Below are 21686 nucleotides of genomic sequence, written 5' to 3' on the forward strand. Positions count from 1 at the left end.
TATCGAAACATGACATTCCGTACCGATACACTATTTAAGAAGAATTTTATCCTGGTTAGCATCGGAATATCGCCATGAAGCAATGGCACTATCGCCAGTCCGTTGCCGGATTTTGGCTATTGGCAACCTTTGCCGCGCTGCTGGCCCTGGCAGCGTTTACGGCACTTTCACCAGCCATCCAGGCGCAGGTGGTGCCCCCATCGACAAAGGAACGCCTGGCCGCCGCCAAATTGGAACAACCGAGGGCGGTTGATGGGATATTGGATTTGCGTCACTGGGATTTCCAACGCGATGGGGACGTTGCGCTTTCTGGAAACTGGCATTTCTGGCGCGACCAATTGTTGGATCAGCAATCCATTCTGTCCGGCGCAGCCCCCTCCCCCAGCGTTTTGGCGGTACCGGGACGCTGGCCCAGCAATGGCGCCGATGGTCTGCCACTGCCGGAGGAGGGACTGGGCACCTATCATCTCCGCGTCCTGCTGCCCCCGCACGCCACCGAACTTGCCGTGCGCCATAATCACCGGTTCATCAGTTTCAATATAGTGATCAATGGCAGGCGGACACTCTACAATGGCACGGTGGGAAACGACAGAGAAACCACCAATACGATCGGCCGCCGGGCGATCAGCGCTGTTTCCGCCTCACAAGGCATTCTGGAGATCACAGTGCAAATGGCCGCTTTCGGCGGATATGGCGGGATAACCAATGCAATCATGCTGGGGGACATAAATCCGTTTTATGACGATTGGCAACGCGAACTGATGTTGCGCACGGCTTTTCTCTTCATCTGTCTATCGATGGGGCTCCTCTATCTGATGCTCTATCTTCTGAGGCCGCAGGATCGGGAATGTTTGATATTTGCTGTCATGTCGATCTCTTTTGCGTTGGTTCAGTTAACCGTTAACTCTCCCCTTGGGATCGAGGTTCAGAAATTTTTATCGTCCAGATTTTTATCATCACTAAGTATAATTTTATATAGTATTACATTATTATGCCAAATTATGCATACAAAATTTCTTTTCCAAAAGAAGGTAAATCAAGCACTATTTATAACCTCAATAATATTAACGATACTTGTCCCGATTTCCAGCTTCAAGCCATTCTTAACAAGCTGGTCAATACAGCTCGCCATGACAGCCAGTTTTATAAGCATAACGCTTACTTTAATTTTTCCTATTATCGCTGGAGACCGACGACCGGAGAACATGCCGATAGTTGTCACCTGGATTATCATGGGCCTCGCCAACGTTGTCATCGTTTTTGGCGTTGGCTTCAAAGGTGTCGTTGAAACTGTCTATTGTTTTGCCTTGATTTTACAGGCCGTCATGCTGTTCGACAGGCTGCGCCAGATGCTGGATCAATCAAGACAGGCAAATGCCAGACTGGCCGCCCTGAATGATGCGCTGGAAGATCAGGTGGCGGATCGCACCCGCCACCTGTCGGAAACAGTGGATCGGCTGCAGGCGACGCAGAAACGTCTGGTGCAATCCGAAAAGCTGGCCAGCCTGGGCCGCCTTGTCGCCGGCGTTGCGCATGAGGTGAACACCCCGGTGGGGACCGCCCTGACCACGGCGACCTATCTTTCCCAGCAGGTGGACAGTGCGGCGCAGGCGCTGGCGGCCGGCAGCCTGACCCGCCGCAATCTGGTGGATTTCCTGGCAGAGGCGCAACTGGCCACGGGGCTCCTCACCTCCACGGTGGAACGAACCGCCACCATTGTGCGGGACTTCCGGCAAATGGGCACGGAGGGTATGGACAAGGCACCGACGCGGCTGGATCTGCACGATCTTCTGGCTGAACAGCGCCCGGCGATGGAGATGCAGGCGCAGGCCGCCCATCTGACCCTGCAGATCGATACGCATCCAGGGTTGCTGCTGGTCAGCAATGGCTGGGCCCTGACCCAGCTTATCGGCCAGCTCTTTTCCAATTGCATCAACCATGCCTTCCCGGATCGCCGGCAAGGCACCATCCGTATCAGCGGCACGCTGGACCCGCAGGGGTGGCTGGACCTGATCGTGGAGGATGATGGGGTTGGCATCGCGGCTGATATCCGGCCCCATCTGTTCGAACCTTTTGCCACCACCGACCGGGCATCGGGCCGAACCGGGCTGGGCCTGCACATGGCCTTTACCTTGGCAACCGGCGTGCTGGGTGGCAGCATCCAGATGGATGATCGGCCCGGCGGCGGCACCCGCGCCCTGATCCGCCTGCCCGCCGCCGCCGACCCGGAAGCCCCCCTGCCCCCCGCCCAGGGCACAACCGCCATGCCTACATAAAGATATCTTTATGTTTACATGCGTTATCTGTTGGGCGTAAAAACGAAAAACATGGCTATCTTCAGGGATGGCCGGTTCCGGCAGGGGTGGGAGGTTCTGGATCATGACACGGGAAGAACGGCTGCGGCGGTTGGATGATATTGCTCGCACGCGCATCCTGGTGATTGACGGGGCCATGGGCACCATGATCCAGCGCCACAAGCTGGAAGAGGAAGATTACCGGGGGGAGCGGTTCAAGGATTGGCCGCATGATGTGAAGGGCAATAACGACCTGCTCTCCATCACCCAGCCGGCGATCATCCAGGGCATCCATCAGCAATATCTGGATGCCGGGGCCGATATCATTGAAACCAACACCTTCAATTCCACCAGCATTTCCATGGCCGACTATCACATGGAAAAGCTGGCCTATGAGCTGAATTTTGAAGGCGCCAGGCTGGCCCGCCAGGCCGCCGACGCGGCGGAGGCGGCCGACCCGTCCCGCCCGCGCTATGTTGCCGGCGCGCTTGGCCCCACCAACCGCACGGCCAGCATCAGCCCGGTGGTCACCGACCCCGGCTTCCGCAATGTCGATTTTGATGAGCTGCGGCTGGCCTATAAGGAACAGACCGCCGGCCTGATCGATGGCGGGGCCGACCTGCTGATGGTGGAAACCATCTTCGACACGCTGAACGCCAAGGCGGCCTTGTTCGCCATTGAGGAGGTGCTGGAGGAAAAGGGGCTGGTGCTGCCCGTGCTGATCTCCGGCACCATCACCGACCGTTCCGGCCGCACCCTGTCAGGCCAGACGACGGAGGCTTTCTGGAACAGCCTGCGCCATGTCCGGCCCTTCTCCATCGGGCTGAACTGTGCCTTGGGTGCCGACCTGATGCGCCCCTATATCCAGGAACTGGCGCGCATCGCGGATGTCTATGTCTCAGCATATCCCAATGCCGGCCTGCCGAATGAGTTCGGCCAGTATGATGAGAAGCCCGAGCACATGGCCAGCGACCTGCAAGGCTGGGCCAAGGATGGGCTGGTGAATATTGTCGGCGGCTGCTGCGGCTCCACGCCCGACCATATCCGCGCGATTGCCGAAAGCGTGAAGGGTGTCCCCCCCCGCGCCCCTGCCCAGCCGGAAAAGCTGATGCGCCTGTCGGGGCTGGAGCCGTTCACCATGCCGGCTTTCTGACGCGCTCATATCGCCGCCCCGTTTCCTGACGCCACCGCCCCCAACCCCCGAGCCGCCGCCATGACCAACGCCCCCCGCACCGCCAGTTTCGTCAATATTGGCGAGCGTACCAACGTCACCGGCTCGGCCAAGTTCAAGAAACTGGTGCTGGAGGGACAGTATGAGGCCGCGCTGGATGTCGCGCGGGAGCAGGTGGCCAACGGCGCCCAGGTGATCGACATCAACATGGACGAGGCGATGCTGGACAGCGAGGCGGCGATGGTCCGCTTCCTGCGCCTGATCGCCTCGGAACCGGACATTGCCCGCGTGCCGGTGATGATCGACAGCTCGAAATGGAGCGTCATCGAGGCCGGGTTGAAGAATGTCCAGGGCAAGGCCATCGTCAATTCCATCAGCCTGAAGGAAGGCGAAGATCTGTTCGTCGCCCAGGCCAAGAAGATCCGCCGCTATGGTGCTGCCGTGGTGGTGATGGCGTTTGATGAGAAGGGCCAGGCCGACACCCGCGCCCGCAAGCTGGAAATCTGCAAGCGTTCCTATGATGTGCTGGTGAACAAGGTCGGCTTCCCGCCGGAAGATATCATCTTCGATCCCAACATCTTCGCCGTCGCCACCGGCATTGAGGAACATAATAACTACGCCGTCGACTTTATTGAGGCGACACGCGATATCCGCCGCACCTGCCCCGGCGCGCATATTTCCGGCGGTCTCTCCAACGTCTCCTTCAGCTTCCGCGGCAACAACACCGTGCGCGCGGCGATGCATTCGGTCTTCCTCTATCACGCCATCCCGGCGGGGATGGATATGGGCATCGTCAATGCCGGCGAACTGCCGGTGTACGACGATATCCCGGAAGAACTGCGCGAGCGGGTGGAGGATGTCATCCTCAACCGCCGGGAAGACGCCACCGACCGGCTGCTGGAGGTGGCGGACAAGTATAAGGGCGGGGAGAAGAAGAAGGCCGCCGACCTGTCCTGGCGGTCACTGCCGGTGAACGAACGGCTGGCCCACGCCCTGGTGCATGGCATTGACGAATTCATCAACGAGGATGTGGAGCAGGCGCGGCTGGCCGCCACCCGGCCCCTGCATGTCATCGAAGGCCCGTTGATGGATGGCATGAATGTGGTGGGCGACCTGTTCGGCGCGGGCAAGATGTTCCTGCCCCAGGTGGTGAAATCCGCCCGCGTGATGAAAAAGGCCGTCGCCTGGCTGCTGCCCTATATTGAGGCGGAGAAGGAAGGCGGCAAGTCCGAACCGGCCGGTCGCGTGCTGATGGCCACGGTGAAGGGCGACGTGCATGATATCGGCAAGAACATTGTCGGCGTCGTGCTGCAATGCAATAATTTTGAGGTGGTGGATCTGGGCGTCATGGTCCCCGCCGCGAAAATCCTGGATGAGGCCAAGGCGCATCGCTGCAACATTATCGGCCTGTCCGGCCTGATCACCCCGTCGCTGGATGAAATGGTGTTCGTGGCCCGCGAAATGCAGCGCCTGGGCCTGAAAATGCCGCTGCTGATCGGCGGGGCCACCACGTCCAAGGTGCATACCGCCGTCAAGATCGACCCCAACTATGACGGGCCGGTGGTGCATGTGCTGGATGCCAGCCGCGCCGTGGGCGTGGCGCAGAACCTGCTTCATGCCGATAACGGCCCCGGCTATATCGCTGGCATCAAGGCCGATTACGCGGCGATGCGGGAGGCGCACGCCCGCAACCAGTTGACCCGCGCCCGCCTGCCCCTGGCTCAGGCCCGCGCCAATGCGCTGAAGCTGGATTGGGCCAGCTACCAGCCGCCGCAGCCGCTGAAGCCCGGCCTGACGGTGCTGGAGGATTACGATCTGGCCGAACTGGTGGCCCGGATTGACTGGAAGCCCTTCTTCCAGGCCTGGGAACTGCACGGCAATTTCCCCGCCATCCTGGACGATGCGAAGGTGGGCGAGAGCGCCCGCGCCCTCTGGGCCGATGCTCAGGCCATGTTGCAGCGGATTGTCGGGGAGAAATGGTTGACGGCGCGCGGCGTTGTCGGCTTCTGGCCCGCGAATGCCGTGGGCGATGATATTGAGCTGTACACGGATGAAGGCCGGGGCACGGTGCTGGAACGGCTGCATATGCTGCGCCAGCAGATGGCCCGCGACCCCGGCCGCGACCGCGCCCATCTCTGCCTGTCCGATTATGTGGCGCCGAAATCCAGCGGTCTGGCCGATTGGGTGGGCGGTTTTGCCGTCACGGCGGGCCATGGGCTGGAAGAACGCGCCAAGGCGTTTGAGGCGGCACACGATGATTACAGCGCCATCCTGCTGAAGGCCCTGGGCGACCGCCTGGCCGAAGCCTTTGCCGAGCGCCTGCATGAACGGGTGCGGACCGAGCTGTGGGGTTATGCGGCAGGCGAAAGCTTGACCAACGAGCAGTTGATTGCCGAGGCCTATCGCGGCATCCGTCCGGCGCCCGGCTATCCCGCCTGCCCCGATCATACGGAAAAATCCACCCTGTTCCGCCTGTTGGGCGCCACGGAGCAAGCCGGCATCACCCTGACGGAAAGCTTCGCCATGATGCCGACCGCCGCCGTGTCGGGCTGGTACTTCGCCCATCCGGATGCCAAATATTTCGGCGTGGCCAAGGTGGAACGCGATCAGGTGGCCGACTATGCCCAGCGTAAGGGCATGAGCCTGCCCGACATGGAACGCTGGCTGGCCCCCAACCTGAATTATGAACCGGGCACCGAGGACCGGGCAGCGGTGACGGCGGCGTAAGGGGGGCGTTGCGCCTCCCGCCCGCCATCACGCACCCATTCTCCGCATCCGCTGATTCCCGTCTTTGCCCGTCATCCCGGCACAGATGGCAATGGCGGCGTTGAATGCCACCATCCGCGCGTTCCCTTCTTTTCCCGTCATCCCGGCGAAGGCCGGGATCCAGTGCGCGCGTCTGCGCGCCACATGGCTCACCCCCACGCTCGCCTTGCTCACCTGATTGTAGAATGGCATATTGAAAGCGTAATATGCAAATTGACACGCGTTAGCATAATTTATGATGGCAGAAGGGAAAAATCCAATGTTAAATTCTGAAAATACATGGAAAAATTCGGTATTTCCAGTGCTGGTCTTAGTTGGATCTGATTTTAAACTTCTGGGAACAGCATTTTCTATAACAGATAATGGGATTTATATTTGTGCTCGCCATGTTGTGAATGAGATATCCGAGCAAGGCGGCATACCAGTTATTTGCAATTTTATGGACAGCAATAATTATGTTATGCGCCCAATTTTAAATGTTGTCTCACATGACATTGCAGATATCTGTGTATTGGTAGGGGAAAATATGGCTCACCCGCAAAAGGGGCTGTTAAAAAACCACGCCCTCAAATTAAAATTCTCATGTCAGGCTATGGGTAAAAATATTTGGACGTTTTCTTATCCGGATAGCCAAATAAAACAAGCAAATGGTAAGACCATGATGGATTTCAAGCCAAACATCTACAGAGGAACATTAGAAGATTTTCACTCCATAGGAAGAGATCGCGTAATGCTTCCATTCCCATGTTACAGAGGAACAATTAATCTTGCCGGCGGAACTAGCGGCGGTCCAGTGTTTGATGATTCCTCTGAAGGAGTATTTGGCGTTTGTCTTTCAAGCTTTTCTGGACAAGAAGATGTTAGCTATTATGCAGACATTAAATTAATATCCACCCTTCTGCTTCCGAAATGCATCATCGCTGATCAACCGGAGAAAAAAGTCCGAGTGATTGATCTGATAAACAGAGGATTTATCCAAGTTTGTTAATCCACCTGCGCTTCCGGCGCATAGATAATAACCCGCTTCACGCCGACGCCTTCGCCCGCCTGCCATGATGCGCCAATATCGCCGCTTCCACCTCACCGGCCCCAATACCCCGCGCCGGGTTGGCCTTCATCGCATCAAATGTCGGGGCCACCTCGTCGCGCAGCCATTGTTCAACCGTGTCTTCACGGTCGCGCAGGGCCTGAAGGCCCGCCCGGATAACATCCGCCGCGTCGGCATAATCCCCGCGCGCCACCAGATCGTCCACGAAGCTGCCCATATCCTCGGGCACCGGCACGGACCGTGTTGCTGACAGAGCCATCGCAATTTCCTCCGCAGAGTGACGGGCAATAAGATAGCATAGGGCCATCCCGCTTCCCAATCCCCGGCGCGGTGCCCCCATCATGCCAGAACATCCTCCTGCCAGCGCCGCCGCCACCCCACCCCTGCCCACCGAACCAGCGGTGCAGGGTGGCAGGGCGGCCATCGCCAAGGACTGTACGCCCATCGCGCCGTTGGCCTCCAAACCCCATAACGGGTTCAAGATCGGCATCCTGCAAGGGGAACTGGGCGACGCCCCCAACTTTCTGGAACCCTTGGAAGCAGAAGAGCTTGCCCTTTGGGAGGGGCATCCCTGAACCCCCGTGTGCCCCCCAACTGTGGCAGGCACGCCTTGCCAAACCAACCGCCCCAATATAGGATTTAATTCCCTAAAACCACCCGCCGGCCACCGCCATGCCGCTGCCCAGCCACCCCCAGCACAGAGCCCGCAGCGGCATTCATTCGGAGCAGGTGCGCACCCCTACTCCGGCCAAAAACCCGCAACCCCTTGAAAAAACACCCCTCCCCCACACCCGCCCCACGCAACACAAAGCGTTTTTCTGTTGCGTAGTGTTGCGCAGGGCCAGCAAGCCCAGCCACCGCCAGCACACAACCCGCAGCGGCATTCATTCGGAGCAGGTGTGCACCCCCACTCCGGCCCAAAACCCGCAACGCCTTGAAAACACACCCCTCCCCCACACGCCCCCCACGCAACACAAAGCGTTTATCTGTTGCGTAGTGTTGCGTAGGGCCGGGCATCCCGGCCCGCGCTGCCGCTCAGGGCTGCAAGCCGCGGGCGCCGTCCAGCATCATGCCGGTGGTGTCGGCGCCGTCCAGCACCACGCCGGTCAGGTCGGCGCCGCTGAAATTCACCCCCACCAGCTTGGCCTGGCGGAAGATGGCGGCGGCCAGCCGGGCGCGGACCAGGGAGGTGCGCACCTCATGCCCGCGCGCGGTTTTCAGCATGGACAGGTCGGCCCGTTCCAGATTGGCGTCGATCAGGTTGGCGCGGTCCATCACCGCACCCCGCAGATCGGCAAAGCGCAGATCGCTGGAGCGCAAATCCACGCCCGACATCTGCACCGCCTGCATCTGGGCGCCCCGCAGGTCCGCCCCGCGCAGGCGGGTATTATTGGCCTTCATCAGGGTCAGCACCCGGCCGGACAGGTCCATGCCGGACAAATCCTGGCCGCTGATATCCAATTGCTGTCCGGTGCGGCCGGCGCTGCCCACCCATTGCGCATGGGCGGCCAGCATCGCCTCCAGCTGTTCCGGGCCGGGGCGGGTGATGGCGGGGGCCGGGGGTTCCGGCTCATAGGCCGCCTCTTCCACCGGTTCCGTCGGGGCCTCCCGGCGGCGCGCATCGGCGTCGGTGCGGATGGAGGCGGCCAGCGCCTCCGCCCGCACCTTGGCCCCGGCCAGATTGGCGCCGCGCAGATCGGCATCGGCCAGATCGGCCCCATCCAGATTGGCCCGCACCAGCTTGGCATCGCGCAGGTCCAGCCGGGTCAGTTGCGCGCCGGTCATCACGGCACCGGAAAAATCGGTCGCGCGCGCGGTGGAGCCGGTCAGGCGCGCCCGGGTCAGATCGGCATCCACCATCACGGCGGCGCTGATATCGGCCGGCCCGATCTCCATCCCCAGAATGCGAAAATCGGTGCGGGTGGCGCTGGCCATGGCGCCATCCCGCAGATCGCATTCCACCATGCGCGCGCCGGTCAACACGGCCCCGCGCAGCGTCGCCGCCCGCAAATCCGTCCGGTGCAGTTGGGCACGGCTGAGGTCCGCCTCGCTGAGGTCACAGCCAAACAGGTCGGCATAATCCAGCTTGGCCCCGATAAAGCTGGTGCGGCGCAGGATGGCGCCCGACAGGTTGGCATTGGTCAGGTTGCGCCCATTGAAGGACATGCCCGACAGGTCAAAGAAAGGCAGGCTGAGCTTGGCGCCCCCCGCTATGCCGGATAGGTAGGCCAGATGCCGTTCGCACGCACGATCCAGTTGCGCCTGGGTCAGGCGCACGCGGGGGGCGACATGATTGGCATCTGTTCCCATGGGCTTTGCTTATCCGAACAAGGCGTCGATATCAGCTTGTGAAACCGTTCCCCCCGAAGAGGGCGGCGGCGGTGGGGGAGGAGGAGGTGGTGGTGGAGGGGGCGGCGGCGGTGGCGGCGGGGGAGGAGGAGGTGGAGGCGGCGGCGGTGGAGGGGGCGGTGCCATCTCCTCCTCTGTCAGGCCCCAATCATCCATGGAGGTCATGTCCCCGCCAGCGGCAGCCGGCGGGCCGGAATCCAGGCTGTCGAACAGGGCATCGATATTGGCCTGGCTCACCGCCTCCAGCGCCGGGCCGTGCAGCAGATGCTTGTCCGGCCGGTCATCATCGGGGCGCAGCGCGATCAACCCGTCGGCACCAAGCTTCTTGGCGCCGGCATCGGTATCTTCCACGCCCCAGATCTCGATCATCGTATTCACCCGCTGCTCGATATAGCGCAGGGTGTTGACGACCTTGGTGGTGCGCTGACCGGTAATGTCCTGGAAGGAGCAGGCGGTCATGATCTCGATTGTCTGGGCATCGATATCGTTGGTAATGTCGCTGGATGGCAGGCGGGCGACCAGCGCCTGTATCCGCTCCGTCGCGTTGAGAATGTCGGAGGTGGCGCGTTCGGTGGCGGTGACGATGGCATCCAGCTCGTTGGTGGCGGCCATGATGCGGTTGGCACCGGCATCCATGGGGCGAAGCTGGGCGATTTCCTGGCGCGTCTGTTCGATATAGTTGGAAAGCTGCTTCAACTCCTCCCGCATGATGTGCAGATGCGGGCTCTGGGTATCGGCCACGGCGGCCGGCGTGCCCGCCTGGGACAGGCGCGCCACCTGCTCCGTCATCTGGCCCAGCAGGGCCCGCCAGTCATCCTGGGCGACAATGCGGGTCTGGCGGTCACGCATACGCAGGAAGGCGCGCCCCCGGGCGGAAGCCAGCAGCGCTTCCTCCAGCGCCGTGTATTCCTTCTCGGAAAGCTCCAACGGATCCATTACGCCTCCAAGCCCGATCATGGGCCCACCCCTTGCCGCCATTCCGGTGTAACGTTGATCATACATGACACTCCCTTGCAACGTCACCGGGGGCACACGCAAAGACCAGCGAAACCGGTATATCCTAAAGCATATGATCGATACCGGGATAAATCCTTTCACCCCGCCGCGCCACCAACAAGTGTTGGCGGACCTCACAGAGGTGATTTGATCCGTCGCAAGGCCGGTGTACCCTGCAAGCGATAAAGAAATCGTCACCAGCCACAGGCTGGGCAAAGGATTTACTGAGGAACGACGCGATGGAAATATTGATCGGCTTTCCAGAAGGGGAAATGCTGGCGACCCGGCTGGCCGAGGCGCTGGCCCTGCCGCTGCATCAGGCGGCCCTGCATCGTTTCCCCGATGGCGAAAGCCTGGTGCGGCTGGAGGCAGCCCCGACGCGGGCCATCATCGTCCGTTCGCTCAATCAACCCAATGACAAGCTGGTGGAGCTGCAATTGCTGGCCGGCGCCCTGCGGGAGCGCGGCTGTACGGAGCTGACGCTGGTGGCCCCCTATCTGGCCTATATGCGCCAGGATATTGAGTTCAACCCCGGCGAGGTGGTCAGCCAGCGCATCATGGGGCGCTGGCTGGGGGGCCTGTTCGACTGTATCGTCACCGTCGATCCCCACCTGCACCGCACCCATGATCTGGGGGAGGTGTTCCCCGGCAGCCGCTGTGCCGCCCTGACGGCCGGTCCCCTGCTGGGCGACTGGGCCCGCAGCCAGGGGGCGGATGCCAGTTGGGTGATTCTGGGGCCGGATGAGGAATCGGCGCATCTGGTGCAGGGTGCCGCCCAGGCTGCCGGCGCGCAGCCGCTGGTGGGGCTGAAGGTGCGGCGCGGCGACCATGATGTCTCCGTTGGTCTGCCTGATGGCACCGACCTGACCGGCCGCACCGTGCTGTTCGTCGATGATATTGTCAGTTCCGGCAGCACCCTGATCGATGCGGCCAAGGTGGCCTATGCCCATGGCGCCGCCCGCGTGCTGGCCGCCACCGTCCATGCCGTGTTCCCGATGGAACGGATGGCGGCCTTTCAAGCGGCAGGCATTGACACGGTGGTATCCGCCGACGGCATCCCCCACCCCACCAACGCCATCGGCCTGTCTGAGCTGATCGCAGAAAGCCTCGTAACGGTATAATACCAATCCGCCGAGGGCTTGACCCTTGGCGGATTGGAGGCCGGCGACCGCCGGCCCGGCGCCCATGCGCCGCGAGCCAAGCCGCCGGATGGCGGCGCCCGGCGCCTGAGGGAACGCGAAATCTCCCTTGATCGGTCATGATCAAGGGAGATTGGTATAGGTTACCCCCACGGCCCCGGCCGGCGGCTGCCACCGCCGGCACCGGGCACGCTGCCGCCGGACCGGCGGGGGCCGAAGGGGCTGCTGCCCGTCACCATGGCCCGCAAACGGCCCACCCGCTCGGCCGTGCTGGGATGGGTGGAAAACAGGCTGTCCACCCCGCGCCCATGCAGCGGGTTGATGATGAACATATGGGCGGTGGCGGGGTTATTTTCCGCCGCCACGTTGGGCACCAGCCGCGCCCCGTCATGGATGCCTTCCAGCGCGTCGGCCAGCCAGTCGGGCCGACCGCAGATTTCAGCGCCGATACGGTCGGCCTCATATTCGCGCGACCGGCTGATGGCCATCTGCACCAGCATGGCACCCAGCGGTGCCAGAATGGCCACCAGGATGGACCCGACAATGCCCAGCGGGTTGTTGCGGTTATCATGCCCGCCAAAGAACAGACCGAAATTGGCCAGCATGGACAAGGCACCCGCCAGCGTGGCGGTGATGGTCATGATCAGCGTGTCGCGGTTCTTGATATGCGCCAGCTCATGCGCCATCACGCCCGCCACCTCCTCCGGGCTCAACCGCTCCAGCAGGCCGGTGGTGGCGGCCACGGCGGCATTTTCCGGGTTGCGGCCGGTGGCAAAGGCGTTGGGCTGGTCATTGTCGATAACGAAGACGCGCGGCATGGGCAGCCCGGCGCGCTGCGCCAGCCGCTGCACCATGCCGAAAAATTGCGGGGCGCTGGCGGCATCCACCTCGCGCGCACCATACATGCCCAGCACCATCCTGTCCGCATTCCAATAGGCGAACAGGTTGGTGGCCAGCGCCAGACCCAAGGCGATCATCATGCCGCCCTGGCCGCCTAGCATAAATCCGACCGCCAGGAACAGGCCGGTCAGACCCGCCAACAACATTGCGGTACGGAAATAGCCGCTCATCTCTCTCCTCCGGCTCTGCGCCGTCATTAGAAGGGCGGATCACCGCCCCGTTGCTTGAGATATGGGAATGCCGCACCCGTTCCATCAAGGCTTGGCAGAATGGCGGGGCCGCGCCATATCAACAGCAGACCAGACTGAAAGGCCCGGACCATGACGGAAAAGAATCAGGAAAAGACCACCGGCGCGGCCACGCCAACGGCAGAAAACACGCCGCCGCCCGCCCGGCCCGCCGCCATCCAGCAGCCGCCCGGTGAAATTGGCGGGCGCGAGGGACCGGAGCCGACCCGCTATGGCGATTGGGAAGTGAACGGTCGGTGCAGCGACTTCTAACCTTCCCGGTTGTATCTGTACCTACTTGTATGCATGAGGGGGATGATCGTCCCCTCTTGTATGCACTTTAGGATAATGATCTCAAAATCGCTTCTGTGGCGGCGCATAATGCGGTAGGTTTGGGGCAGTGATATCCTGCACCCAAGGCCGCATCCCCCGTGTTCCCCCGCTGGCTTCCCACCACCCTGTTTGCCCTGGCGCTGGCTTTGCCCGGCGCCAGTTTGGCTGCCCCGCGCCTGAACGGGCCGGTGGAGGCGCGGGTGGTGGAGGTGGTGGATGGCGATACGCTGGCCGTGCGCGTCACCGTCTGGTTAGACCAGGAGGTGGTGACGCGGGTGCGGCTGGAAGGGATCGACACACCGGAAAGCCGTTCCACCTGCGCCACTGAAAAGACCATGGCCCGCGCCGCCAAGGACAAGCTGGCCGGGCTGGTGCGCGACGCCATGGTGGATCAGGGCAAGGGCACCATCACGCTGTATAATGTCGTCTATGACAAATATGGCGGAAGGGTGCGGGCGCAGGTGCGGCTGGCCGATGGCACCGACCTGTCAGAGGCGCTGATCCGCGCCGGCGCTGCCCGCGCCTATAATGGCGGCAAGCGCCAGCCCTGGTGCGGGGTGGCCGACGCTGGTACCAGCGCGGCGCAGGATGAGGAAGGCTGATACCAAGTTGCGATGAGCAGAACGCATCGCAACTTGGTACGGCGGCGACCGCCGCCGCGCGGCACGTGCCGCGTGAAGCCAAGCCAACGGATGTTGGCGCCGGCGTTTGAGGGCCTTGATCAGAACCTATAGGTTCTGATCAAGGCAACAGAGTATGAATCCACAGGGAACGATCCAGGCGATGGCGCGTTCTTGACGCGGATAACCATCCCTGGTGCGAACCCGTGGAGGCCTTTCGCCTTGTCCAGAATTCTGCTGACCGCCCTCGTCGCCATCACGTTGACAGGCCCCGCCCGGGCGCAAACCGCCGACCAACCGCCTGATCCCGGTTTCTCGCTGGAGGTACGGGGCGGCCCGACGGATATCCCGCCTGAACAGTTCCGCCGCGACGTGCTGGCCGCGCTGCCGCCCGATCTGCTGGACCCGGCGCGCAATTTCACCCGCGCCGACGGCTATCAGCGCGATGGGCGCTATCGGATGGTGCTGTTGTTCCATCGCGGCGCGGAAGAGGTGGCAACGGGCAATCTCTGCACCGCCGCCCAGGCCCAGACATTGCCGGCCCCGCCGGCCAAGTTGAAGGATCTGCGTAGCACCACCCATCTGGTGGCGGCCTTCTGCGAAAATAACAAGCCCCGCGCCAGCGCGCGGGACCAGACCGTTGGGGAAACCGGCCCGCAACAGGCGAGTTTCCGCTTTCTGGTGGCCGATGTGGCCAAACAGCTGTTCCCCAGCGGCTTTGATGTGCTGCCGGGTGTGGGGGCGGCCGCACCGGTGGCCTCCCCCTGACCGGGGGTCAGCCCGGATGCACCATCTGGGCCGGCACGACCCATTGCTGGAACTGTTCCTCCGTCAGCAGGCCCAGCGCCAGCCCGGCCTCCAGCAGCGTCGTCCCCTCATGATGCGCCTTCTTGGCGATCTTGGCGGCATTGTCGTAGCCAATATGCGGGTTCAATGCCGTGACCAGCATCAGGCTCTCGCTCATCAGCTTGGCGATGCGGTCGGTATTGGCGGTGATGCCGACCACACAATTCTCGGCAAAGCTGCGGCTGGCATCGGCGATCAGCCGCACCGACTGCAACAGGTTATAGATCAGCACCGGCTTGAAGACATTCAGCTCAAAATGGCCGGTGGCGCCGGCATGGGTGATGGTGACATGGTTGCCCATCACCTGGGCGCAGACCATGGTCATGGCTTCCGACTGGGTGGGGTTCACCTTGCCGGGCATGATGGAGCTGCCCGGCTCATTCTCCGGCAGGCTGATCTCCCCGATGCCGCTGCGCGGGCCGCTGCCCAGCAGGCGGATATCATTGGCGATCTTCATCAAGGAGACGGCCAGCGTGTTCAGCACGCCCGACGCTTCCACGATGCTGTCATGGGCGGCTAAAGCCTCAAACTTGTTGGGGGCGGTGACGAAGGGCAGGCCGGTGATATCGGCCACTTCCGCCGCAAAGGCGGCATCAAAGCCGACGGCCGCATTCAGGCCGGTGCCCACCGCCGTGCCGCCCTGGGCCAGCCGCAGCAGGGCCGGCAGGGCCGCCCTGGCCCGTTCCACCCCATAGGCCAGCTGCTGGGCATAGCCGGAGAATTCCTGGCCCAGCGTCATCGGCGTGGCATCCTGAAGATGCGTGCGGCCGATCTTGACGATGGCGCTGAATTCCGCCGCCTTGGCCGCCAGTGCGGCCTGCAACTGCTCCAGCGCCGGGATCAGTTCATGGTGGAACTGCTCCGCCGCCGCGATATGCATGGCGCTGGGGAAAGTGTCGTTGGAGCTTTGGCCGCGATTGACATGATCATTGGGGTGGATCGGCTTTTTCGAGCCCATCTCCCCGCCCAGCATCTCGATGGCACGGTTGGAGATCACCTCATTGGCATTCATGTTGGTCTGGGTGCCGGACCCGGTCTGCCAGACGACCAGGGGGAAATGGTCATCCAGGCTGCCATCGATCACCTCCTCCGCCGCGGCGGCAATGGCCTGGCCCAGCTTCGTGTCTAACGTACCGAGCGCGACATTGGCGCGGGCGGCCGCCTTCTTGGCAATGCCCAGGGCGCGGATCAGCGGCTTGGGCATCTGCTCCCCGCCGATCTTGAAATTCTGCAGCGACCGCTGGGTCTGCGCGCCCCAGTAACGGTCTGCCGGCACCTCAATCGGGCCAAAACTGTCAGTTTCGATGCGGATAGTGGCGGCCATGGGGCCTGCTCCTCGAAAATTATGCAGCGATGGGCGTCGGGCGGGAACCGGGGGCATTGCCGCCGCGTCATTCATATGGGAATCTGATGGTGCGATGGGAGGGGCAATTCCGATGCGCGGCCAGGTGGGAAACTATCAGGGGAGCAGTAGCCGCAACCGCTGGCTGGCATTATGCTGCGCCGGCTGGCTCTGCGCAAACCCGGTTTGGGCGTTGGCCGACGCACAGCCGCAGGGTGGGCTGGCCCAATTTCGCCTGAAGACCGAGCGTAGCAAGCCGATGATTCAGGCTGGCAAGGTAAAGGAGAAGAAAGCCGCAGCAGCACCTTCACGCCATAAAACGCTGCCGCAGACGCTGCAAGCCCCTGCCTTGGCCCTGACACCAGCTGAACCGGAGTTGCTACCGCAAAGGCAAACCGGCAATCCCTTCAGGCCTCCGCCGAAAAACCCGGGCGACGTATCCAGCCGCGTGCATGTGGTCGGCAAAGGACTGACTGTAGGGATTCAAATGCCGTTTTGAAGGAAATCACCAAATGCCCGGAGAGAGCGAAATATTAATAAATGTAAAAGCGTTGATCCATTTATTTTCGTCAGAGGAAAGCGGCAAAGTTAACCCAATAGTGGGAAATTACAGACCTAATCATAATTTTTTCAACAAAAACAATACTAACATGCATATCGGGCAAATTAACGTCCCAGAAGGAGTAAGCCTGCATCCAGAACAACAGATGGAAATACTTGTATCATTTTTGTTCAATAAAGATCTTGTAACGGAAATTTATCCCGGTCGGCAATGGTATATCCAGGAAGGACATCGTGTTGTCGGCATTGGCATAATTACCCAGATCATCGAATGATCAACAGTGGAATAATCTTACCAATATTGCCGGTGCCATTCCTTGTACAGTCGCGCCGCCTCTTCTGATCCGGCGACGATTTCCACCAAACGCAGGCTGTTGAACATATGGCGGGCGCCTTCCGGTGACAGGGTACCGTCGCGGTTACGGGGGATCTTGCGCAAGGCGGCGTTGGTCTGCTGTTCCAGCCGCCGCCTGATATCGGTGATGCGGTTGGAGACTTCCTTCTGAATGCCCAGCGCCCCCGCCATCCGGGAGGCGCGGCGCAGGGCCAATACCTGCTGTTCGGCCTTCTTGATGGTGTCAATGTCGGCGGCCCGGCCATCGCTTGGGAAAACCGCGTCAATCGCCGCTGTACTGACCTTGTCACAGACATTCTTCAGCACGAATTGGGCCACTTCCCCCCGTGCTGTCTGCATCTTGGCGGACAATTCCTTGTCCCGCATCCCCTGCACCATATCGTGGATGGAGCCCAGGCCATCGGCCAGCCGCTCCGCCACAATGGCCAGCCCATCCAGTTCCTCCTGCCGCGGAACCAGGCTGTCAGAGGCGAGACCGCTGGTCTGGCGCAGCAGATTGCCGACGACATAGCCGGACATTTCCCGCGTCATCACCTCCTTCTCCTGCGGGGGGCCGCCCAGCCGCAGGTCACCCAGCAGGCGCAGCAGATCACCCGGCCGCTGCATCCGTGATGACAGCACGCGCACCAAAGGCATGGTCTGGCGCACATCATCCCGGCCCATGTCCAGCAACACCTTGCGCAGGGTTTCCAGATGACTTTCCGACAGGGTGGCAATGGGGCGGGGCGGCAGGGTGGATTTCAGCTTTTCCACCGGTGCCGCGATGCTGACGATTTCCTTGATCACCTCCAGCTGGCGGATCACATCATCGTCACGACCGAACAGGGCCACTTTCTGTTTCAGGTTGGCATCGCATTCCGCCAGCACCCAGCCCAGGATTTCGGCACCGGTCTGCCATAACGGATCGCAGAGATTGGCCAGCAGTTCCCCATCATTGGGGTCAATCCGGCTTACCGCCTGCTGCACCTGCTGTTGCAGGGCCGCCGGTATCCGGTCCTTCAGCGCCCGCCAGCAGGGGGTCAGCGTGCTGCGGCTGATGCGGCCCAGACGGCGGCTGTAATTTTCCTGATCATCCAGCAGGTCTTCCACCGGGCGAAAAAACAGACGGCAAGCTGTCTGGCGGCGCGGTGGCCGCAGATTGGCCAGACGTGGCCGGATGGCGGCGAACACGCTGCTGATCTCCGGCTTGTCGCCGACCTGATCCAGCAGGCGGTAAATTTGCAGCAGTTTGGCATCCGACAGGCGACTGGCATCGCCCATCAGCGCCATCCAGTCGCCGCCGCCAGCATTTCCCGTCGCCTGCTCCTGGCCCGATTGCGGGGGCCGGTTGATCGCTGCCATCCCCACCCTCACGCCATCGCCGCTTTGAAAGCTTCAATCCGCATGACCGCCTCAAGATCCAGCACGCCGGTGCCCATATCCTGGCTGCCCCGGACCCAGCGGCGCTGCAGCCGGTTGATTGTCTCAATATCGGCGGTTGCCGTCAGGACGGGGCCAATCTCCTCCCGCGGGATGGCGGGGATCATGTAGGAAAGCTCACCCAACAGTTCGCGTTTGGCCGACGGGGTGCCATGGCGAACATTATCCCAGAGAATCAGCAGGAAATCCCAGCCATCCAGCAGCCAGGCGACCCGCCCGACCTGATCGGCCACTTCTTGCCGAAGGCGGGAAGCATCATGCACGATCTGCATCGGGTCGCGGCAGAGGACATCCAGGCGGCCGATCCGCTGTTGCACCTGGGCCAATGTCTGTCGCACCAGGGCGGCACAATGGGCACCCAGGGGCGCCGCCTCCGACCCGTCCCCTTCCGCCCATTCCGTCAACTCCGACGCAAAAGCCTCCAGCCGAAGGGCCAGAATGCGCAGCCGGCCCGGCCGGGGACATTGGGACAGGCCCACTGGGGCCACCACCGCCCCCAGCTCATCCACCCGGTTGGCCAGCTCGTCAGGGGCGATGCCGACCATGCCGGCCACCTTGGCCAGGGCCACCCGGGCCATGCGCTTCCTGTCTTCCGTGCTCATGCTCGGACGCAGCAGGTCGGCCGCCCCGATCCCCACCAGCTTCAGCAGTTCGGTGACCAGGATGAACTGAGTCAACACCAGATACTGGCTGTCCAGTTCCAGCAGTTCCGCCGCGCGGGCCGCCGCATCCGGCCCGCAGATGCCGGTGGCCTGTACGGTCAGCACAGCTTGGCGCACCTGCTCCGGCGAATGGCTTTCCAGCGCCTCAATCTGTTCAAACAGGATACGGTCATGCACCGTCAGCGTCATCACCGAGGAAAGGCCCTTCATCGGCATGACATAATTGCCCTTGCTTGCCGTGAAATTGGGCAGCAGAAATTCAAAACGATTGTCGCCATCCCGGCGTAACCGGGCCTGGCTGAGCAAAGGTGTAGTGAAGGGGACGGAAATCCCCCTTTCCTGAAAGGTTGCCGGCTGCTGATCGCCCGACACCAGCCGCGCATTCCGCGCGATACCACTCTCATCTGTCATCGCGCCCGCCACCCAACATCACTGTCCAGGATTTTAGCACTGCATTCAGTCGATTAATATTTCATATTCAGGGTAATATGTCAGTCTTCTCCTCTGGCGCTCTTCGCTTTCCCTCCAACCGCCCTCCGCTGGCCGCAGTGCAGCCGTGCGCGCCCGTTCAGCTTGACCAGGGGTCAGGGCACTGCCTACATTTCATGTCGAGAGGCGGCCGACCGGCCGCAGAGAACCCGAATCCGCCGAGGATATGATGACGACCCCGATCAAAATCACCGATGCCAGCTTCGAAGCCGATGTCCTGAAGGCGTCCGGGCCGGTGCTGGTTGATTTCTGGGCTGAATGGTGTGGCCCCTGCAAGCAGATCGCCCCCGCCCTGGATGACATTGCCGCCGCCCTGGGCGACAAGGTGACCATCGCCAAGCTGAACATTGATGATAACCCGATGACCCCGGGCCGCTATGGCGTGCGCGGCATCCCCACCTTGATGCTGTTCAAGGATGGTCAGGTTGCCGCCACCAAGATCGGCGCCCTGCCGAAGACCCAGCTGCAGAACTGGATTGCCGATAATATCTGATATCAACGGTCATCATTCATGACCGTTGATAAGGCGGCGAGGGCTGGTTTCCACAAAGGGAAACCAGCCCTTTTCTTTGGCTGTTTGCGACAGGTCATAGCCGCGTAACAGGCCGCGTCTATGCTGCCCCCATCTTCGCCCAAGGGGAGCAGCGACATGGATGACGGTCAGCCGACCAGCCGGGACAGCCTGGAACTGGCAGGATTGTTGGCAGAAATGGCGGCCCTGCGCGCCACCCTTCTGGAAGGGGCGGCCCCATTCCTGGCCCGCCTGGGCCAGCCGACAGCGGAAAGCCCGCTGGCCAATCTGGCCCATTATCTGGCCTTGCGCCATCATGACCTGCGGCCGTTGCAGCGCCGGCTGATGCGATTCGGCCTGTCGTCGCTGGGCCGGCTGGAAAGCCGGGTGCTGCCAACGCTGGATGCCGTGCTGGTGGCACTGGCCGGGATGCAGGGGGCGCCCTCATCCCTTCTGTTGCCAACGGAGGGGCAATTCTTTGCCGGGGAGCAGGCGCTGGCAGTGGCAACGGAAGGGCTGTTTGGCCCGGCCCACACGCATCGCCGCTGCCGCATCATGGTCACGCTGCCCAGCGAGGCAGCCGCAGACGCCGACATGGTACTGGAACTGGCCCGGCTGGGCATGGATTGCGCCCGTATCAACTGCGCCCATGATGATGCCACCGCCTGGCACAGCATGGCCGCCCATGTACGGGCGGCCAGCCTGGATGTCGGTCGGCCCATCCGCATCCTGATGGATATTGCCGGGCCGAAGATCCGCACCGGCGATCTGGTCGCCACCCCGGAGAAGGGCAAGCTGCGGGCCGGCGACAGCCTGTGGCTGACCGTGGAAGGGGCGCCGCTGCCGCCCGGTGACGGTTATGCCATCGCCGTCTCCCTGCCGGAAATCGTCAACCGCGTCGCCGTGGGCGACCGCGTGCTGTACGATGATGGCAAGCTGGAAGGTCTGGTGGAGGCGGTCCGGGAAGGGGCAGCCCTGGTGCGGGTCGGCCGGGTGAAGGAAGGCGGGCTGAAGCCCAAGCCGGAAAAAGGCCTGAACCTGCCCGACACCGCCCTGGGCCTGTCACCCCTGACCGCCAAGGATGAGCGCGACCTGGCCGCCGTGATCGAATGTGCGGACATGATCGGCTATTCCTTCGTCTCCCGGCCGGAGGATATTGACCTGCTGGAAGCGGCGCTGGCCCAGCTGCCGGCGCGGGCAACACCCTTGGGACTGGTGGCCAAAATCGAGCGGCCGGACGCCGTGCGCAACCTGCCCGACCTGATCGCCCGCGCCGGCCGCGACCGTCCCTTTGGCGTGATGATCGCGCGCGGCGATCTGGCGGCGGAAATCGGCTTTGAACGGCTGGCGGAAATGCAGGAAGAAATCCTCTGGATCTGCGAGGCGGCGGCCGTGCCGGTGATCTGGGCCACCCAGGTGCTGGAGGATCTGGTGAAATCCGGCGTGCCGTCGCGCGGGGAGATGACGGATGCCGCCATGGCCGCGCGGGCGGAATGCGTGATGCTGAACAAGGGCCCGGCCGTGGGCGCCGCCGTGTCCCTGCTGGACCGGCTGCTGGGCAGCATGGATGGGCATCTGCTGAAAAAGACACCGGTGCTGCGGCCGCTGAAATCCTGGTGATCGACAGGCGGGCGCAAAGGGGGTCTCCCCCACGCGCC

General features: G+C 62.3%; 20 protein-coding genes. 13 read left to right on the top strand and 7 right to left on the bottom strand.

What is annotated here, in order from left to right:
- Window positions 1-74 precede the first annotated feature (74 nt).
- The 4 genes from CHB97_RS25845 to CHB97_RS25850 all read left to right on the top strand — a co-directional run bounded on the left by CHB97_RS25845 (window position 75) and on the right by CHB97_RS25850 (window position 7219).
- Window positions 75-2276 carry a sensor histidine kinase gene (locus CHB97_RS25845; protein ID WP_143270777.1) on the top strand — a complete coding sequence of 734 codons (2202 nt, stop codon included), beginning with the start codon at window positions 75-77 and terminating at the stop codon, window positions 2274-2276.
- A gap of 103 nt (window positions 2277-2379) precedes the next feature.
- Window positions 2380-3447 (top strand): homocysteine S-methyltransferase family protein, encoded by a 1068-nt coding sequence (locus tag CHB97_RS08180; RefSeq protein WP_089287478.1) that lies wholly within the window; start codon window positions 2380-2382, stop codon window positions 3445-3447.
- A 60-nt stretch (window positions 3448-3507) separates the two neighbouring features.
- The gene (gene metH, locus CHB97_RS08185) at window positions 3508-6192 is read left to right on the top strand and encodes a methionine synthase (RefSeq protein ID WP_089287479.1); all 2685 of its coding nucleotides are present in this window, start codon (window positions 3508-3510) and stop codon (window positions 6190-6192) included.
- 274 nt (window positions 6193-6466) lie between these two features.
- On the top strand, window positions 6467-7219 hold the full coding sequence (locus CHB97_RS25850) for a trypsin-like peptidase domain-containing protein (RefSeq protein WP_143270779.1): 753 nt from the start codon (window positions 6467-6469) through the stop codon (window positions 7217-7219).
- A gap of 37 nt (window positions 7220-7256) precedes the next feature.
- On the opposite strand, the gene CHB97_RS26325 is transcribed toward CHB97_RS25850, so the two are convergent.
- Window positions 7257-7538 carry a type II toxin-antitoxin system ParD family antitoxin gene (locus CHB97_RS26325; protein ID WP_160105678.1) on the bottom strand — a complete coding sequence of 94 codons (282 nt, stop codon included), beginning with the start codon at window positions 7536-7538 and terminating at the stop codon, window positions 7257-7259.
- Window positions 7539-7620: 82 nt separating this feature from the next.
- Between CHB97_RS26325 and CHB97_RS26330 the strand changes: the two genes are divergently transcribed.
- Window positions 7621-7854: a type II toxin-antitoxin system prevent-host-death family antitoxin gene (locus tag CHB97_RS26330; RefSeq protein ID WP_160105680.1), complete on the top strand. Its 234-nt coding sequence runs from the start codon at window positions 7621-7623 to the stop codon at window positions 7852-7854.
- Window positions 7855-8314: 460 nt separating this feature from the next.
- On the opposite strand, the gene CHB97_RS08200 is transcribed toward CHB97_RS26330, so the two are convergent.
- Both CHB97_RS08200 and CHB97_RS08205 read right to left on the bottom strand, forming a co-directional pair.
- Window positions 8315-9589: a pentapeptide repeat-containing protein gene (locus CHB97_RS08200; RefSeq protein WP_089287482.1), complete on the bottom strand. Its 1275-nt coding sequence runs from the start codon at window positions 9587-9589 to the stop codon at window positions 8315-8317.
- A gap of 9 nt (window positions 9590-9598) precedes the next feature.
- Window positions 9599-10564, bottom strand: coding sequence for a protein phosphatase CheZ (locus tag CHB97_RS08205; RefSeq protein WP_160105682.1), 966 nt, complete (start codon window positions 10562-10564; stop codon window positions 9599-9601).
- Between the two features lie 299 nt (window positions 10565-10863).
- On the opposite strand from CHB97_RS08205, the gene CHB97_RS08210 reads away from it, so the two are divergent.
- Window positions 10864-11745 (top strand): ribose-phosphate diphosphokinase, encoded by an 882-nt coding sequence (locus tag CHB97_RS08210; protein ID WP_089287484.1) that lies wholly within the window; start codon window positions 10864-10866, stop codon window positions 11743-11745.
- 161 nt (window positions 11746-11906) lie between these two features.
- Here the strand turns inward: CHB97_RS08210 and htpX are convergent, their stop codons facing one another.
- On the bottom strand, window positions 11907-12833 hold the full coding sequence (gene htpX, locus CHB97_RS08215) for a zinc metalloprotease HtpX (RefSeq protein ID WP_089287485.1): 927 nt from the start codon (window positions 12831-12833) through the stop codon (window positions 11907-11909).
- A gap of 150 nt (window positions 12834-12983) precedes the next feature.
- On the opposite strand from htpX, the gene CHB97_RS08220 reads away from it, so the two are divergent.
- The 3 genes from CHB97_RS08220 (at window position 12984) to CHB97_RS08230 (ending at window position 14611) form a co-directional block, all read left to right on the top strand.
- Window positions 12984-13163, top strand: coding sequence for a DUF1674 domain-containing protein (locus CHB97_RS08220; RefSeq protein WP_089287486.1), 180 nt, complete (start codon window positions 12984-12986; stop codon window positions 13161-13163).
- Window positions 13164-13321: 158 nt separating this feature from the next.
- Entirely contained in the window at window positions 13322-13825 is a 504-nt protein-coding gene (locus tag CHB97_RS08225) for a thermonuclease family protein (protein ID WP_089287487.1), read from the top strand.
- A gap of 240 nt (window positions 13826-14065) precedes the next feature.
- Window positions 14066-14611 carry a hypothetical protein gene (locus CHB97_RS08230; protein ID WP_089287488.1) on the top strand — a complete coding sequence of 182 codons (546 nt, stop codon included), beginning with the start codon at window positions 14066-14068 and terminating at the stop codon, window positions 14609-14611.
- Window positions 14612-14618: 7 nt separating this feature from the next.
- Here the strand turns inward: CHB97_RS08230 and fumC are convergent, their stop codons facing one another.
- Window positions 14619-16013 (bottom strand): class II fumarate hydratase, encoded by a 1395-nt coding sequence (gene fumC / locus CHB97_RS08235; RefSeq protein ID WP_089287489.1) that lies wholly within the window; start codon window positions 16011-16013, stop codon window positions 14619-14621.
- Between the two features lie 112 nt (window positions 16014-16125).
- On the opposite strand from fumC, the gene CHB97_RS25855 reads away from it, so the two are divergent.
- Together CHB97_RS25855 and CHB97_RS25860 are read left to right on the top strand one after the other, a co-directional pair.
- The gene (locus CHB97_RS25855) at window positions 16126-16530 is read left to right on the top strand and encodes a hypothetical protein (RefSeq protein WP_143270784.1); all 405 of its coding nucleotides are present in this window, start codon (window positions 16126-16128) and stop codon (window positions 16528-16530) included.
- 13 nt (window positions 16531-16543) lie between these two features.
- Entirely contained in the window at window positions 16544-16867 is a 324-nt protein-coding gene (locus tag CHB97_RS25860; RefSeq protein ID WP_143270786.1) for a hypothetical protein, read from the top strand.
- A 17-nt stretch (window positions 16868-16884) separates the two neighbouring features.
- Here the strand turns inward: CHB97_RS25860 and CHB97_RS08240 are convergent, their stop codons facing one another.
- Window positions 16885-18288, bottom strand: coding sequence for a hypothetical protein (locus CHB97_RS08240; protein ID WP_089287490.1), 1404 nt, complete (start codon window positions 18286-18288; stop codon window positions 16885-16887).
- A gap of 8 nt (window positions 18289-18296) precedes the next feature.
- Window positions 18297-19439: a hypothetical protein gene (locus CHB97_RS08245; protein ID WP_143270788.1), complete on the bottom strand. Its 1143-nt coding sequence runs from the start codon at window positions 19437-19439 to the stop codon at window positions 18297-18299.
- 247 nt (window positions 19440-19686) lie between these two features.
- Here CHB97_RS08245 and trxA point away from each other — a divergent pair, with 247 nt between their 5' ends.
- Both trxA and CHB97_RS08255 read left to right on the top strand, forming a co-directional pair.
- On the top strand, window positions 19687-20010 hold the full coding sequence (trxA, locus tag CHB97_RS08250) for a thioredoxin TrxA (protein WP_089287492.1): 324 nt from the start codon (window positions 19687-19689) through the stop codon (window positions 20008-20010).
- Between the two features lie 156 nt (window positions 20011-20166).
- The gene (locus CHB97_RS08255) at window positions 20167-21648 is read left to right on the top strand and encodes a pyruvate kinase (RefSeq protein ID WP_089287493.1); all 1482 of its coding nucleotides are present in this window, start codon (window positions 20167-20169) and stop codon (window positions 21646-21648) included.
- The last annotated feature ends 38 nt before the right edge of the window (window positions 21649-21686 follow it).

This window comes from Azospirillum sp. RU38E, assembly GCF_900188385.1.
Classification (GTDB): domain Bacteria; phylum Pseudomonadota; class Alphaproteobacteria; order Azospirillales; family Azospirillaceae; genus Niveispirillum.

Bases quoted from the DNA above. Each gene is read 5' to 3' on its own strand.
- trxA (WP_089287492.1), top strand. From the start codon at position 19,687: ATGACGACCCCGATCAAAATCACCGATGCCAGCTTCGAAGCCGATGTC.
- CHB97_RS26330 (WP_160105680.1), top strand. From the start codon at position 7,621: ATGCCAGAACATCCTCCTGCCAGCGCCGCCGCCACCCCACCCCTGCCC.
- fumC (WP_089287489.1), bottom strand. From the start codon at position 16,013: ATGGCCGCCACTATCCGCATCGAAACTGACAGTTTTGGCCCGATTGAG.
- CHB97_RS08205 (WP_160105682.1), bottom strand. From the start codon at position 10,564: ATGGATCCGTTGGAGCTTTCCGAGAAGGAATACACGGCGCTGGAGGAA.
- htpX (WP_089287485.1), bottom strand. From the start codon at position 12,833: ATGAGCGGCTATTTCCGTACCGCAATGTTGTTGGCGGGTCTGACCGGC.
- CHB97_RS08255 (WP_089287493.1), top strand. From the start codon at position 20,167: ATGGATGACGGTCAGCCGACCAGCCGGGACAGCCTGGAACTGGCAGGA.
- CHB97_RS08210 (WP_089287484.1), top strand. From the start codon at position 10,864: ATGGAAATATTGATCGGCTTTCCAGAAGGGGAAATGCTGGCGACCCGG.
- CHB97_RS25850 (WP_143270779.1), top strand. From the start codon at position 6,467: ATGATGGCAGAAGGGAAAAATCCAATGTTAAATTCTGAAAATACATGG.
- CHB97_RS25855 (WP_143270784.1), top strand. From the start codon at position 16,126: ATGCGCGGCCAGGTGGGAAACTATCAGGGGAGCAGTAGCCGCAACCGC.
- CHB97_RS08180 (WP_089287478.1), top strand. From the start codon at position 2,380: ATGACACGGGAAGAACGGCTGCGGCGGTTGGATGATATTGCTCGCACG.
- CHB97_RS08240 (WP_089287490.1), bottom strand. From the start codon at position 18,288: ATGGCAGCGATCAACCGGCCCCCGCAATCGGGCCAGGAGCAGGCGACG.
- CHB97_RS08220 (WP_089287486.1), top strand. From the start codon at position 12,984: ATGACGGAAAAGAATCAGGAAAAGACCACCGGCGCGGCCACGCCAACG.
- CHB97_RS26325 (WP_160105678.1), bottom strand. From the start codon at position 7,538: ATGGCTCTGTCAGCAACACGGTCCGTGCCGGTGCCCGAGGATATGGGC.
- CHB97_RS08245 (WP_143270788.1), bottom strand. From the start codon at position 19,439: ATGACAGATGAGAGTGGTATCGCGCGGAATGCGCGGCTGGTGTCGGGC.
- CHB97_RS08200 (WP_089287482.1), bottom strand. From the start codon at position 9,589: ATGGGAACAGATGCCAATCATGTCGCCCCCCGCGTGCGCCTGACCCAG.
- metH (WP_089287479.1), top strand. From the start codon at position 3,508: ATGACCAACGCCCCCCGCACCGCCAGTTTCGTCAATATTGGCGAGCGT.
- CHB97_RS25845 (WP_143270777.1), top strand. From the start codon at position 75: ATGAAGCAATGGCACTATCGCCAGTCCGTTGCCGGATTTTGGCTATTG.
- CHB97_RS25860 (WP_143270786.1), top strand. From the start codon at position 16,544: ATGCCCGGAGAGAGCGAAATATTAATAAATGTAAAAGCGTTGATCCAT.